Consider the following 13209-nt stretch of genomic DNA (forward strand, 5'->3'; position numbering starts at 1 on the left):
ACGGCCGCCTTCCTACGCTGGCTCAGGAACGGACCCGCACATCCAGGGAGCCCCACATGACCCCGACCGGCCTCATCGACGTCCACGCCCACTTCGTCACCGACAGCTACGTCGCGGCGGCCCGGTCCGCCGGGATCGACCGTCCCGACGGAATGCCCGGCTGGCCCGTGTGGAGCGTCGGACAGCACCTCGACCTGATGGACCGCTCGGGAATCGAGAAGTCCTACGTATCGGTCTCCTCTCCGGGCGTGCACTTCGGGGACGACGTCGCGGCCCGCGCCCTGGCACGGGAGGTCAACGAGTTCGCCGCCGGGGTCCGCCACGAGCATCCGCGGCGGTTCGGCCACTTCGCCTCCCTGCCGCTGCCCGACGTCGAGGGCTCGCTCGCCGAAGCCGGCCATGCCCTCGGCGTACTCGGTGCGGACGGGGTCGCCGTGGAGACCAACCACCACGGCGTCTACCTCGGCGACCCGCGCTTCGAACCGCTGTGGGAGGACCTCGACCGCCGCGGAGCCCTCGTCTTCGTCCACCCCACCTCCCCGCCCCACGCCGATGACGTCTCGCTGGGCCGGCCGCGGCCGATGCTGGAATTCCTCTTCGACACCGCCCGCACCGCGAGCGACCTGCTCCTGCGCGGAGTGTTCACCCGCTTCCCGCGGATTCGCTGGGTGCTGACCCACGGCGGGGGAGCGCTGCCGCTGCTCGCCGACCGCATCGACATGTTCAGCGCCGTGTTCCGTGACGGCTCCAAGGACGCGCCCAGCGCCCTGGAGGAGCTCGGCCGCGTCTGGTACGACATGGCCGGGACGCCCTTCCCCCGCCAGATTCCGGCCCTGGACGCCGCGTTCGGCACCGACCGCCTCCTGTACGGCAGCGACTACTGCTGGACACCCGCCGAAGGTGCGCTCGTCCAGGTCGCGTCCGTCGACGCGGCGGCGCAGCCGTCCGCCACCGACACCTGGCGCGACCTCACCACCCGCAACGCCCGCCGGCTGTTCGCGGAGTGACGGCCGCCCGAAGACCGTAGCCCGAAGCCGTATGGCACCAAGGAGAGACATGAGCAGGTACGTCGAGCCGTCCATGGTCAACGGGCGGGTGCTGGTCAGGGATGTCACCGTGGTCGATCCGCTGGACGGGCGCGGCACCCCCGGTCAGGACGTGGTGGTCGAAGGGAACCGGATCACGTCGGTGACGGCGACCGGCGCGCCGGCCGCGGGCGCGCACGTGGTGGAGGGGCGGGGCCGGTGCGTCGTCCCGGGGCTCATGGACATGCACACACACGCCCTGAACACTCCGGAGGACGTCGACGGCACCTACGCCCTGATGCTCGCCAACGGCGTCGTCGGCTTCCGGCAGATGTCGGGGAACAGGGCGCTGCTGAAGTCCCGGAGCCAGGGCACGCTGCCCAGGCCGACGGGTGCGCCGGTGCTCAAGGCGACGGCCGGTGACCTGCTGACCCCGCTGAACGCGAGCACCGCCGAGGGCGCGGTGCGGGCCGTACGGGAACAGCACCGGGACGGCGCCGACTTCGTCAAGGCGGGCATGACGACCCGTGAGACCTTCCTGGCAGCTCTCCGGGAGGCGAACCGCCTCGGAATCCGTCTCGGCGGCCACCTGCCCGCCGACCTCGACCCCCGGGAGGCCGCACGCGCCGGGGTGTGGTCGATCGAGCACCTCGGCCCGGGTGTCACGGTGTTCGCCGCGGCGTCCTCCAAGGAGAGCGAGATCCGCGCGGGCAGCCCCGCCCGCAAGCTCCCGCCGATCCCCAGGGTCAGGATCCCAGGCGCGGACAGGCTGGCGATGAAGCTGATCAAGGGAATGGTCACGAACCCGCGACCAGCACGTCCGAAGGGGAAGCGCACGCCTACGGACTGGCCGACGGCTCCTACGACCAGCAGAAGGCGGAGGAGCTGGCCGCCCTGTTCGTCGAACACACCACCTGGCAGTGTCCGACCCTGATCCGGGTCCACACCCAGCAGTTCGGCGACTCGCCGGAACACACCGAGGACCCGAGGCGCCGGTACATGGCGCCGGAGGAGCTGCGCACGTGGGACAAGTCGGCGAAGAAGTTCGCCAGGCTCCCCGGCGTCACCCGCAACGCCCTGCACAACCACTGGGCCGCGCAGCTGCGGATGACCAGGACCTTCGCCGATGCCGGCGTGCCGATGGTCGCGGGAACAGATGCGTGCGGGGCCGCCGGGATCATCCCGGGCTTCGCCCTCCACGACGAGTTCGGCCATCTCGCCGAAGCCGGACTCGACCCGCTCACCATCCTTCGGATGACAACGACCGAGCCGGCCCGGTTCCTCGGGGAGGAAGGCGAATCCGGCCGGGTCGCGCCGGGTATGCCCGCCGATCTGGTGCTTCTCGACGAGGATCCGCTGAGGAGCCACACCGCCCTCCGGGCGATCGCGGGGGTGATGAGGGACGGTTCCTGGTGGTCCCGCGCCGACCTGGACGCCGTTGTGGAGCGGGTCGCCGCCAAGCCCGGTGCCCACTGAGCGTGGTCGCTGTCCGGCTGCTCACGTGTGCCGTAGGGCCGCCCGATCCGCGACCTGGTCGGTCAGGAAGGAGAGTACGGCCGGGATGACGGCGAGGTCGCTGTGTCCGGCGCCGCTCACGATGTCCAGACGTGTGGCGATGCCGTGCCGGTCCCAGTTCTCGCGCAGTTCCCTCATGCGGTCCATACGGCTGCCCGGTTGCTCGGCGCCTTCCCAGACCTCGACGTGGGTGTCGTTCTCCCCGATGACGAGCTGCACGGGTACGTCAGCCATGGCCGCGGTGTCCGGAGCGGTCGCGAAAAGCTCCGCGCTGTCAGCGGTACCCCGCCACCACCGGGTTCGGGTGTCCAGGAGGGTGGTCCGGCCCGGGGCGCCGACGGAGAGGGAGGCGAGGCGATGAGGGTGGAGGTAGAAGAAGCGGTGGGCGAACTGGCCGCCACCGGAGAAGCCGTGGAGATGGAAGCGGTCGGTTCGGATGTGCCAGCGGCCGGCCGCTTCCTTGATCATGTCGAGCAGGAGAAGGTCGGCCCGGAAGCCCGGCGCGGTCAGGAATTTGTAGCTGTCGAGGTCGTTGGGGCCGGTCATGCCGGCCGGGAACAGCGGCGCGAGTACGACGCAGTCGTGCTCTTCGGCGAAGTCGGCGAAGTGGTCGCGGGCCTGACCGACGTTTCGGTGGCTTCCGTGGACGGCCACGACGAGGGGGCGGGGCTCACCGGTGTTGCTGTGCCCGCGGGGAACGTACAGGCAGTAGGAGACGCGTGGGTCGCCGGTGAGCGCGAACAGCGGTGTGGCTCCGGTGAGGAAAAGCTGTGCGGGGTGGCCGGGAGGCAAGTGCCAGGGGGACAGGGGACGTTCGTCGGACACGGGCATGGGTGCGGCTCCGGAGTGCGTGGGGACGAGGGGCGGGCGCGGGTCAGCGGGCCGGAGGCAGCTCCATGTCCATCAGCGGGGCGTACTGCTGGCCGGCGTAGCAGTCGGTGTCGTGGAGGTCGCCCTGCACGGTGGGGCGGGGCAGGGACACCTTGACGGCGAGTGCGCCGGGGTGGTTGACGACGAGGATCTGGTCCGGGTCGGTGCCGTAGAGGGACGCGAAGAGGTGCTTGTCGAGGAATCCGGTCGCCACCAGTGCGTCGTAGGCGGCTTGGTCGTGGCACATGAAGTCGAAGGTGAGGCTGAAGGGTCCGGCGTTCTTGGAGCGGACCAGCGAGCAGTAGTCGAGCAGGGTGGCCACGGGCTTCACAGCTCCTCTGTGGTGGTGCGGAACAGTTCGGTGGGCGTGATGCCGGTGGCGACGTGGTTGAGGGTGAAGCGGTAGAGCGGTCCGCGGTCCGTCTCCGGGGGCGAGCAGGGATAGGCGAGGGTGGAGACGAGCCCGTCGTACTCGGCGATGGGCAGGTGGCTGCTGGCGTGCGCGACGAAGGTGGCGATCGCGTGGGCGGTGGCCTGCTCGTGGGCGGTCACGGTGATCAGTACCCCGAGTTCGCGGGGCTGGAGGGGCTCGGGCTCCGTGCCGTTGAGCACGGCCCCGCCGCCGTAGAGGCGGAAGTCGATGTCGACGGACGCCGGATCCACCGAGCCTTCGAAGACGTCGAGGATCTTCGCGTCGAAGTACTGCTTGGCGAACGGCAGGAGCTCGGGCAGGGCGTCGATGACGACGCGGTCGCGGACGCCGCCGATGATGACGGTCTGGTAGCCGACGAGTTCGGCGCCTTCGAGTTTGTTGGTGTAGCCGTCGGACGGGAGATAGCGGGCTCCCCGGACGCGGACGGTCCGCTCGTCCACGGCCTCGTAGGTGGCGTCGGTGGTGTCCAGGACGCCTGAGGGCTCGGCGATGTGGAACGGGTCGGCGTTCTCGTACAGGGTATGGGCGGCGACCGAGCGGGGGGTGAGACGGGTGCCGTCGGCGAGGGTGGTGACGTCGAAGTGGTCGTCGCGCAACGTCGCGAGCAGGCCGTTGGCGGAGGGCGGGACGGCGCAGGCGGCGCCGCACTCGATGGTCTTGGCCAGGTGCCAGGCGAGACCCGGATCGGCGCCGCGCAGGTGGGGGAGGGCGGCGAACAGGGCGGTGTCGGAGGCGCGGCCGGCGAGGATGACGTCGCAGCCCCCGACCAGAGCCTCCTGGATGGGTTCGACGCCCATCATCGCCACCGTGTGGCTGCGCCCGAACAGCTCGCGGTCGATCTCGGGTGCGTGGGCGAGTGGCCGGATGCGGCCGGCGTCGTAGAGGTCCTGGAGGCGTTCGGCGGGCTGGTCGGAGTAGATCAGCGCGAGCTTGAGGTGCAGGTTCTCCTCTGCGGCGATACGGCGGGTGAGGGCCGCCACCTCGTCGACTCCGACGTCGCGGCCGGATGTGCCGCACGAGCCGATGATGAGCGGCACCTTCAGCTCGTCGCGGGCCTTCAGCAGGAGCCGCAGGTCGCGCGCCACGGCCTGGGCCGAGAGCTTGGGCGTGCCGGAGCCGAGGGCCGCGGGGCCGGAGTCGGTGGACCCGGCGTCGCAGCCGATCACATGGGGCCGGGCTTCGACGCCACGACGGAACGCGTCCGCGTCGAAGCCGGCGCCCAGCGCCCCGGTGGGGGCGAGGATGCGGAGTTCCATGGGGTCAGGACCTTTCGTTGTGCTGGTGGAACGGTTCTTCACGCCGGGTTCCGGTCCGGAGCCCGGCGGGCCAGCAGGGTGAAGACGGCGAAGGTGACCGCGGCGAAGGCGGCGGCGTTCAGCATCATGAAGCGCCAGCTGGTGAGGTCCACGGTGATGCCGAGGATCGCCGGGCCCAGAGCCATGCCGGCGGAGGAGGCGATGGTGTACAGGGCGGTGTAGGTGCCGAGCACCTTCTGGGTCGGGGCCAGGTCCCAGAGCGCGACCAGCGCGTTGACCGCGAACGAGGCGTAGCCGATGGCGGACAGGACCGTCGAGACGACCGTTCCCGGGACAGTCGGGACGGCGAAGCCGACCAGGAGGCCGATGATGAACAGGCCGACGCCGTAGCGCATGGCGCGCAGTTGTCCGAGCCGGTCGGAGCCGTAGGCGAGCGGCAGCACGCAGACCAGGAAGGCGACGGCGCCCGGCAGCGCGAGCCCGCCGGCCTCACCGCGGGTCAGCCCGAGCACTTCGGTGCCGTACGGCGTGTTCAGCGAGCGCAGCGCGGTCCACATGCCCGAGAAACAGAAGATGCCGATCATCAGCAGCACGGTCGGGCTGGAGGGGCTGCGTACCGCATCCTTCAGGACCGCCCAGGGAGAGGTGAACTCCGGTACGTCCTCCTGACCGTCGACGGGCTGCTCGGGCAGGACGGTCTGCTCGTGCCGGCGGCCGAGGAAGACCCAGGACAGCCCGAGCATGATCAGCATCAGGGCCGGGGGGATCGCGAACGCCAGGTGCAGGCTGCGGTCCACGACCAGCAGGCTGATCAGGGACGAGACGATGATGGTGAGGCTGACACCGGCCTTGATGAACCCCTGCGCCCTGCTGCGGCTCCCGGCCGGTACGTAGTCGGATATCAGTGTCTCGGTCACGCCCTTGAAGGCGTTGGCGACCAGGGCGAACCCGACGACGCACACCATCAGCACGGGAAGACTGCCCGCCCAGGGTATGAGGACGAACGGGACCGCGGCGATCACGGCACCGGCCAGCACGATCGGCCACCGTCCCGCTCGGCGGCGTACGAGCCTGTCGGAGAGGAAGCCCACGGACGGCTGGGTGAAGATCCCCAAGGAGTGGTCGAGACCCATGATCAGACCGACGACGCCGGCGGAGGCAACGTAATGGCGCAGCTGCTCAGGGACTTGGGCGTCGTAGAAGTTCCAGACCGATTCCTGGGCGAAGACCGCCAGGGTGACCCACAGCACCGCGCTCGCGCTCATCCGCTTTCGGGGGGCGGGTTCCGGTGCCGGTGACGCGAGGGCGGGAGTCCCTTCCGACGCGGTCGCGCCGGAGTGGTCATGCAGCATGGCGGCTCCTTGCCATATGCTATAGCAACAGGGGTGTGCGTATCCCGACCACGTCCATGGTCCGACGGACGGGCACTCCGGGGTGTCCGGTCAGCTGCTGGAGAGCTGATTCAGGGCCTCGCGGTGGTGACGTGCGGCCAGTAGCTCGGCCCGCTCCTCGTCCCGGTCGACAAGAGCGTCGAGCAGACTGCGATGTTCGCGGAACCGCCGGCGGAAAGCCTCGGCACGTTCCGGGGCGAGCTTGATCGTCAGATCGAGGCGTTCCTCGTCACTGAACGCGCGGGCCTGCTGGAGCAGGCCCGCGAGCACCGGGTTGCCGACCGCCGCTTCCACGTGGTGGTGGAAGCGGCGCATGAGGCGGTGGATGGCCACCAGCTTGTCGGTGGTGTCGGTGTGCGCCCCGTGTTCGGCCAGGTCCCGTTCGATCTGTCCGGCCAGGGAGTCGGCCTGCTCCAGCACGCCGGCCAGCTCCGCGAGCTGGGCATCGGTGGCGTTCCGAGCGGCGAGGCGTGCCATGAGGGCCGACAGCCGTACCTCGGCCTCCACGATCTCCGAGCGTGCGGAAGCCGAGTGATCCGCGATCCGCAGCGCCCGGGTCCCGACCCGCTCCACCACCTTCTCGTGCACCAGCTGACGCAGCGCCTCGCGCACGGGCGTGGGGCTGACGCCCAGACGGGCCGCGAGATCGCGTTCGGTGATCTTCTCGCCCGGCTGCAACGCCCCCTCGCGGACCGCGGCACGAAGCCGCCGATAGGCCTGGTCGGCCAGCGACGTCGTCTCCATGGGGCTGAGGGCATCGGAACTCATGCCCGCAAGATTGACTCCGCTATAGCAAATAGTCAATAGGTGGTCTGGGTGTGACCGTCGTGACCGTGTCCGTCGAGCCCATCGTCACGAGTGCCGGGATTGCCGGGATGACGAAGACGCCCCCCCGGTCGACGCCGATCGAATGTCCGCCCCGTCGTTGCGTTCGGCGAGAGGCTCGTCGGCGTTCCTCGTCCTGATGCGCGTCCGGAACGTGCTTCCTCAGGCGCGGGCAGCCGCTGCGGCGACGATCCAGTTCCTGAACTCGACGGCGTAGTGCCGAAGGTGGTGCTCCAGGACCTCGTCCGGGCACGTGACGGGGAAGTACACCGTCAGGTTCGCCGTGAAGCCGTCGGTGGTGTCACCGAACTGGATCAGCGCCCGCCCGACGACCGTGCCGTCGGCCAGGAAGAGGTTCGAGGACATCTTGCGCGGGAACTCGGACTCGGGGAGGAGTTCCGCCGCGTCCTTGGCCCAGGCCAGGGCTTCCGTTCCCCAGCCGCCCATGTAGAAGTCGGCGACGTGGGGGCCGATGTTCTCCACCACGCGCGCTCCGATGGAATCGGTACCCATCATGTAGTGCTCGGGGTGCGCCGCGAGGAGGGGGCCCTCGTCGCCCGCGAACGCCTGGTCCATCCAGTCCAGGAACGCGCCCGAGCCGATGCCCCGCGTCGTGAGCACCGTCGTGCCCGACTTGAAGACGCCCTCGGAGGCGCGGGCGTTCTCGCGCAGGAAGGCATTGCCCTCCTCGATGTCCTCGGCCAGCAGGTCGAGCAGCCCCTGGCGGCCCAGCCGTGTCCTGAAGCGCTCAAGGGCGCGGCGGGCGTAGAACAGCTCGAAGTCGTCGATGCTCCCACCGGTGGGTCCTGACGCGAGCGCCACGGTCACGGGTGATGACGTCCGGGTGTCTGTCATTCTCGAACCTCCACGAAATGTGAATGCGAATTCTCGTTCGCGTTAGGTTACGCGCAGGAGCGAGCGACTTGTCAAGAGAACCGGCCGAGACCGCCGCCGATACCATGCGTGACATGACCGAGGAGCCAGATCCCGCACCGCTCTACCGAGAGCCCCGGCAGGCGCGCAGCGCCGCGACCTTGGCTCGCGTACTGCGGGCGGCCGAGGAGATCGCCTCCTCGGCCGGCCTGGAGGAGATGACGATCACCGGTGTCGCGGAACGCGCCGGCGTCTCGGTCGGCACGATCTACCGCCGCTTCGACGACAAGGAGCAGCTGGTCACCGCCCTGGCCGAGCGGATGCTGGAGCGCCGCGAGGCCTACGTCGCCGAGCGGCTGCGTGCGGCCGAGCCGTCACTCTCCGGCGTCATGGACGCTTACGCGCACGCCCTGCTGCAGTCCTTCGCCGAAGGCAACAAGCTCTTCCCCGAGCTGCTGCGCGCACGGGGCGTCAAGGCGGTGGACCGAGGGGCCCATGCCATCACCGAGATCCACCGCCTCCTGGTCGAAGCCGCAACCCGCTACACCGACGAGATCCGGCGCTCCGACCCGCAGGCGGCGCTGGACACCGTGGCCCGCGCCCTCCTCGGTGCCTGCTTCCACAACTCGGTGCGCCCCGACCCCGCCACCGGCGAGGTCGCCCTGCGCCGGTACGCGGACGAACTCGGCGACATGGCGACCGCGTACCTCCTCACTCCCGACCGGGACCGCACCGCTCGTTCTCCATTGACGGTGCGCGCTCGGCCGCAGCCCTGAGACGCCGTCCGCCCCGGCGGAAATCCTTCGCGGCCCGGAGTGCGCCTGCACCGGATTCGCCCGGCGCCGGATGCGCGCGTTCTCGTGGCGACGGCTGACACCCCGCGGGGCGTCGTCGCCTGCCGGTGAGCGGCCGTGGAGGGGTGGCTCGGGGCTGCTGCCTGCCAGGATGAGACGGGCAGGCACGCCGTCACCGGCGTCTCAGCCTCCGCCGGAGCACCAGGAGGTCGATGCCGGCGGTCGCGGCGAGGAGTGCGCACACTCCTGCGAGGACGGCCAGTTCCGTGCGGGTCGGTGTGTCGCCGGGGTCGGCGGCAGCCGCCCCGAGGGCGAGCAGCAGCGCGGCCACGACGAAGAGCAACAGGGCCGACGTGGCAAGAATTCTCCTGAGGCGCAGCGCACTGCGGGCGTTCGCGGGTTCCGTGCCTCGTCTCATCCGAATCCCGCCCTCCTCCGGCGTGCCGTGTCAGCCCCTGGCCACCGTAGCGGTCAGGGGCCCGCCCGGACCGTGCCGGCGGCCTCATCGAACGCCGGAAGGCGCAGTGGCCCCGCTGCTGCCCGGGGACCGGGAACAGCGGGCGGCCTCGTGCATTGGGGTGACACCGGCGGTGCGTGGACGGTTCGGCATCGCGCGTGTCGCGGTTGCGCGGCCGCCGCTGCCCCGCACGCACTCCACGGCCGAATGAGGTCAAGCGGACCGGAGATGTGATGGATCGCCCGGATCAGGGAACTCGTCTCCCGTCCCACCGTCACTCTTCCTCTTCCCCCGCACCCGTACGGAAGGCCCGGCCATGTCCACCCGACCGACCACGCTCGATTCCAGCAGTGACCTGCCTCAGATCTTCGAGCTTGCCCAGCAACTGCGCGTGGACTCCGTGCGGTCCAGCACGTCCGCGGGTTCCGGGCACCCCACCTCCAGCCTCTCGGCGGCCGATCTGATGGCCGTCCTGCTCGCCCGCCATCTGCACTACGACTGGTCGGCGCCGGACAATCCCGCCGGTGACCACCTGATCTTCTCCAAGGGGCACGCGTCACCTCTCCTCTATGCCATGTTCAAGGCCGCAGGAGTCGTCAGTGACGAGGAGCTGATGACCACGTACCGCCGATTCGGCCAACGCCTCCAGGGCCACCCCACCCCGGTGCTGCCCTGGGTGGACCTGGCTACCGGCTCTCTGGGCCAGGGCATCGCGTACGGCGTCGGCATCGCGCTGGCGGGCCGGGACCTGGAGAAGCAGCCGTACCGGGTATGGGTGCTCTGCGGGGACAGCGAGATGAGCGAGGGTTCCGTCTGGGAGGCGCTCGACAAGGCCGGGCGGCACCAGCTGGCCAACTTCACCGCGATCGTCGACGTGAACAGGCTCGGCCAGAGCGGACCGACCGAGCTCCAGTGGGACACGGCTGCCTACGCGCGGCGCGCCGAGGCCTTCGGCTGCCGGGCGATCGTGGTCGACGGCCACGACCTCGAAGCGGTCGACCGGGCCCTGACCACAGCCGCCGACGGGCAGGCGCCCACCGTCATCGTCGCCCGGACCGTGAAGGGCCAGGGCGTCAGCGAGGTCGCCGACCAGGAAGGCTGGCACGGCAAACCGCTCCCCGAGGACCTGGCCGAGCGGGCCGTGGCGGAGCTGGGCGGCATCCGCGATCTCAGGGTGCGCGGCCCCCGGCCGCCGGAGGCAGCCCCCGTTCCGGCCCCGGCAGCGACCCCGGTGGAGCTGCCCCGCTACGAGGTGGGGGACGAAGTCGCCACCCGGGTCGCCTTCGGCAAGGCACTGGTTGCCCTCGGGGCCCGTCCCGACGTGGTCGCCCTGGACGCCGAGGTCGGCAACTCGACGCACGCCGAGGACTTCAAGAAGGCCCACCCGGAGCGGTACTTCCAGACGTACATCGCCGAACAGCAGATGATCGCCACCGCCGTCGGCATGGCCGTGCGCGGCTACCGCCCCTACGCCACCACCTTCGCCGCCTTCCTCACCCGGGCCCACGACTTCATCCGGATGGCCGCCGTCTCCGGGGTCACCATGGCCCTGTGCGGGACCCACAGCGGCGTGGAGATCGGGGCCGACGGCCCCTCCCAGATGGGTGTCGAGGATCTCGCGATGATGCGTGCCGTCCTCGGATCCACCGTCCTCTATCCGTCCGACGCGACCTCGGCCGCCGCCCTGACGGCCGCCATGGCCGATATCGACGGCATCTCGTACCTGCGCACCACCCGCGGGGCCTATCCGGTCCTCTACGGCGGGGACGAGACCTTCCAGCCGGGGGGCTCCAAGACCCTGCGCGGGAGTGACGCCGACCAGGTCACGCTGATCGGCGCCGGTGTGACCCTGCACGAGTGCCTGGCCGCCGCCGACGAACTCGCCGCCGAGGGCATCTCGGCCCGCGTGATCGATCTGTACTCGGTCAAGCCCGTCGACGCCGGCACCCTGGTCCGCGCGGCCTCGGACACCGGAGCCCTGGTCGTGGTCGAGGACCACCACCCCGAAGGCGGTATCGGAGAAGCGGTCCTCTCGGCCCTCGCGACGTCCGGCGGCAACCCGCGCTTCGCCCACCTCGCCGTCATCGGACTGCCGGGATCGGGCACCGCGGACGAGCTCCTCGACGCGGCCGGGATCTCCCGCTCCCACATCGCCGACTCGGCCCGCAGCCTGGTCAGGGGCCACTGACAGCTTTGAGCTCGGTCCCGTCGGCGCGGTTCAGCGGGATCACCACGCGACCGAGGAGCTTGCGCACGTTCTGAATGCCGGGTGCAAGCTCCCGTTGGCGGACGAAGGCGGTGAGTCCGAGGACGAGGTGGGTGAAGCGGTGGGCAAGGGCGCCGGCTCCGGCTACCCGCTCGCCGGCGGTGCCGAGGATGTCCATCGCTTCCGGTGTGATGCCGTGGGCGCTCAGCAGCGTGGCGTAGTCGAAGACGCGGGTGCCGCTGCCCAGTGCCTCGATGTCGATGACCCCGCTGATCCGGTCTGCGTGGCAGAGGATGTTGCCGGGGCGGAAATCTCCGTGAACCAGGTCTCCCGAAGGAAGGGTGACGGGCCCGTGGGCCGCCGGAAGCCGCTCGCAGGCCTGGGCCGGTTTCCGCCCGTCGCGCCGGTCTCGGCCGGCCGGCCGCTGAGAGTCCTCGTCACGATGGCCGGTCATCTGATCTGTGACGAACTGCGACCAGCGCCGCTCGGGGCCGGGATCGAGACCCGCGTGCATTTCCAGAACGCCGACGAGCGACAGCGCCGAGTCCGCGGTCACCCGGCTCTCGCCGCGAGGACAGCGAGAGCGGCGCCTCTCCCGGTTCGGGCGGGCAGGCGGCTTGTCATGGTGAGATCTCCTGGGTACGTCGGTGGTCCGCCGTCGGATGCCGACGGCGGCAGAGCGCACCTCCGACCGCCGGTCAGGCCGACGGCACGGGAGACCAAGCCACGTTGCGCTTCGGCGAACCCGCGGTAGGTCAGCGCCGCTCACGGCGGACCAGCGCTTCGCTGCCGCCGGCCGAGCGGTCCGCGCTGTCCAGGAGGGTGCTCAGGCGCGATCGCGTCCGCCTTGCGGGCCGGGCAGGCGGAACCGATCGTGGCGGGAAAGTCTGAATGGTGGTTCACTTCTTTTATGGCCTACCGCAAGACCCCGGCCGAGATCAGTCGGCTCGAAGCCGCCAGAGAGCACCTGATCACCTGTGCCGCCTCGGTGATCACGGAAGTGGGCTGGTCACAGGCGTCCGTGACCGCCGTCGCCGACTCGGCGGGCATCGCGGCCGGATCGGTCTACCAGCACTTCGCGTCCAAGACCGCCCTGGCCGTCGAGGTGTTCCGGCGCGCCGCCGGGCGTGAGCTCGACGTACTGGGCGAGGTGCTCCAGGGACCGGGAGACCCCGTCGGGCGGATCGGCCGCGGCGTCGAGGTCTTCGCCCGCCGTGCCCTGGAGAACCGCGGACTGGCCTACGCACTGCTCGCGGCCCCCGCCGAACCGGCGGTCGGCGCCGAGCGCCTCGAATTCCGCCGCCGCTACCGCGCCCTGTTCGCCCAGGTCGTGCACGAGGGCATCGACTCCGGCCTGCTGCCCGCCCAGAACGGCGAGATCACCGCGGCCGCGCTCACCGGGGCGATCGCCGAAGTGCTCGTCGACCCGCTCGGCACCCGCGACGAGAAGGCCTCGGAGGCGCTCCTCGCCGAACTCGTCGCCATGGCGTTGCGCTGCGCGGGCGCCACGCCCGGCCCCCCACAGCCCTGACCGGACCCGCGTGAACCCTCTGCCTCCCGTCCG

14 protein-coding genes are annotated in these 13209 nt (G+C 70.7%); 6 read left to right on the forward strand and 8 right to left on the reverse strand.

All coding sequences use genetic code 11. The features are described from left to right. Window positions 1-56: 56 nt before the first annotated feature. The 3 genes from ACIP89_RS23710 to ACIP89_RS23720 all read left to right on the forward strand — a co-directional run bounded on the left by ACIP89_RS23710 (window position 57) and on the right by ACIP89_RS23720 (window position 2501). Window positions 57-1007, forward strand: coding sequence for an amidohydrolase family protein (locus tag ACIP89_RS23710; protein ID WP_402116558.1), 951 nt, complete (start codon window positions 57-59; stop codon window positions 1005-1007). 49 nt (window positions 1008-1056) lie between these two features. After that, entirely contained in the window at window positions 1057-1959 is a 903-nt protein-coding gene (locus ACIP89_RS23715; protein ID WP_402116560.1) for a hypothetical protein, read from the forward strand. A gap of 65 nt (window positions 1960-2024) precedes the next feature. Continuing rightward, on the forward strand, window positions 2025-2501 hold the full coding sequence (locus ACIP89_RS23720; protein WP_402116562.1) for an amidohydrolase family protein: 477 nt from the start codon (window positions 2025-2027) through the stop codon (window positions 2499-2501). Window positions 2502-2522: 21 nt separating this feature from the next. Here ACIP89_RS23720 and ACIP89_RS23725 read toward each other — a convergent pair whose 3' ends face one another. The 6 genes from ACIP89_RS23725 to ACIP89_RS23750 form a co-directional block, all read right to left on the reverse strand. Then, a complete protein-coding gene (locus ACIP89_RS23725) occupies window positions 2523-3371 on the reverse strand; it encodes a poly(aspartic acid) hydrolase (RefSeq protein ID WP_402116564.1) in 849 nt (282 codons plus the stop codon). A gap of 43 nt (window positions 3372-3414) precedes the next feature. Further along, window positions 3415-3732 carry a DUF4387 domain-containing protein gene (locus ACIP89_RS23730; RefSeq protein WP_402116566.1) on the reverse strand — a complete coding sequence of 106 codons (318 nt, stop codon included), beginning with the start codon at window positions 3730-3732 and terminating at the stop codon, window positions 3415-3417. 5 nt (window positions 3733-3737) lie between these two features. Beyond that, window positions 3738-5099 (reverse strand): acyclic terpene utilization AtuA family protein, encoded by a 1362-nt coding sequence (locus ACIP89_RS23735; RefSeq protein ID WP_402116567.1) that lies wholly within the window; start codon window positions 5097-5099, stop codon window positions 3738-3740. Window positions 5100-5137: 38 nt separating this feature from the next. After that, a complete protein-coding gene (locus tag ACIP89_RS23740; protein ID WP_402116568.1) occupies window positions 5138-6451 on the reverse strand; it encodes an MFS transporter in 1314 nt (437 codons plus the stop codon). 90 nt (window positions 6452-6541) lie between these two features. Next, window positions 6542-7258, reverse strand: coding sequence for a GntR family transcriptional regulator (locus ACIP89_RS23745; protein ID WP_401926472.1), 717 nt, complete (start codon window positions 7256-7258; stop codon window positions 6542-6544). 219 nt (window positions 7259-7477) lie between these two features. Further along, window positions 7478-8170 carry a hypothetical protein gene (locus ACIP89_RS23750; RefSeq protein WP_402116570.1) on the reverse strand — a complete coding sequence of 231 codons (693 nt, stop codon included), beginning with the start codon at window positions 8168-8170 and terminating at the stop codon, window positions 7478-7480. A gap of 113 nt (window positions 8171-8283) precedes the next feature. Here ACIP89_RS23750 and ACIP89_RS23755 point away from each other — a divergent pair, with 113 nt between their 5' ends. Then, a complete protein-coding gene (locus tag ACIP89_RS23755; protein WP_402116572.1) occupies window positions 8284-8964 on the forward strand; it encodes a TetR/AcrR family transcriptional regulator in 681 nt (226 codons plus the stop codon). A gap of 190 nt (window positions 8965-9154) precedes the next feature. On the opposite strand, the gene ACIP89_RS23760 is transcribed toward ACIP89_RS23755, so the two are convergent. Next, window positions 9155-9400, reverse strand: a complete 246-nt coding sequence (locus ACIP89_RS23760) for a DUF6343 family protein (protein WP_401924609.1) — start codon at window positions 9398-9400, stop codon at window positions 9155-9157. A gap of 355 nt (window positions 9401-9755) precedes the next feature. On the opposite strand from ACIP89_RS23760, the gene ACIP89_RS23765 reads away from it, so the two are divergent. After that, window positions 9756-11627: a transketolase gene (locus ACIP89_RS23765; RefSeq protein ID WP_402116574.1), complete on the forward strand. Its 1872-nt coding sequence runs from the start codon at window positions 9756-9758 to the stop codon at window positions 11625-11627. Here the strand turns inward: ACIP89_RS23765 and ACIP89_RS23770 are convergent. Next, entirely contained in the window at window positions 11614-12201 is a 588-nt protein-coding gene (locus tag ACIP89_RS23770; RefSeq protein ID WP_402116575.1) for a phosphotransferase, read from the reverse strand. The genes ACIP89_RS23765 and ACIP89_RS23770 overlap by 14 nt on opposite strands. Before the next feature lie 354 nt (window positions 12202-12555). Here ACIP89_RS23770 and ACIP89_RS23775 point away from each other — a divergent pair, with 354 nt between their 5' ends. Beyond that, on the forward strand, window positions 12556-13176 hold the full coding sequence (locus ACIP89_RS23775; protein WP_401926460.1) for a TetR/AcrR family transcriptional regulator: 621 nt from the start codon (window positions 12556-12558) through the stop codon (window positions 13174-13176). The last annotated feature ends 33 nt before the right edge of the window (window positions 13177-13209 follow it).

Source organism: Streptomyces sp. NPDC088730 (assembly GCF_044751215.1).
Lineage (GTDB): Bacteria > Actinomycetota > Actinomycetes > Streptomycetales > Streptomycetaceae > Streptomyces.

What these genes read in the sequence shown, in the direction of transcription:
- ACIP89_RS23710 (WP_402116558.1), top strand. Translation starts at nt 57, where the DNA reads ATGACCCCGACCGGCCTCATCGACGTCCACGCCCACTTCGTCACCGAC.
- ACIP89_RS23715 (WP_402116560.1), top strand. Translation starts at nt 1,057, where the DNA reads ATGAGCAGGTACGTCGAGCCGTCCATGGTCAACGGGCGGGTGCTGGTC.
- ACIP89_RS23720 (WP_402116562.1), top strand. Translation starts at nt 2,025, where the DNA reads ATGGCGCCGGAGGAGCTGCGCACGTGGGACAAGTCGGCGAAGAAGTTC.
- ACIP89_RS23725 (WP_402116564.1), bottom strand. Translation starts at nt 3,371, where the DNA reads ATGCCCGTGTCCGACGAACGTCCCCTGTCCCCCTGGCACTTGCCTCCC.
- ACIP89_RS23735 (WP_402116567.1), bottom strand. Translation starts at nt 5,099, where the DNA reads ATGGAACTCCGCATCCTCGCCCCCACCGGGGCGCTGGGCGCCGGCTTC.
- ACIP89_RS23740 (WP_402116568.1), bottom strand. Translation starts at nt 6,451, where the DNA reads ATGCTGCATGACCACTCCGGCGCGACCGCGTCGGAAGGGACTCCCGCC.
- ACIP89_RS23745 (WP_401926472.1), bottom strand. Translation starts at nt 7,258, where the DNA reads ATGAGTTCCGATGCCCTCAGCCCCATGGAGACGACGTCGCTGGCCGAC.
- ACIP89_RS23750 (WP_402116570.1), bottom strand. Translation starts at nt 8,170, where the DNA reads ATGACAGACACCCGGACGTCATCACCCGTGACCGTGGCGCTCGCGTCA.
- ACIP89_RS23755 (WP_402116572.1), top strand. Translation starts at nt 8,284, where the DNA reads ATGACCGAGGAGCCAGATCCCGCACCGCTCTACCGAGAGCCCCGGCAG.
- ACIP89_RS23760 (WP_401924609.1), bottom strand. Translation starts at nt 9,400, where the DNA reads ATGAGACGAGGCACGGAACCCGCGAACGCCCGCAGTGCGCTGCGCCTC.
- ACIP89_RS23765 (WP_402116574.1), top strand. Translation starts at nt 9,756, where the DNA reads ATGTCCACCCGACCGACCACGCTCGATTCCAGCAGTGACCTGCCTCAG.
- ACIP89_RS23775 (WP_401926460.1), top strand. Translation starts at nt 12,556, where the DNA reads ATGGCCTACCGCAAGACCCCGGCCGAGATCAGTCGGCTCGAAGCCGCC.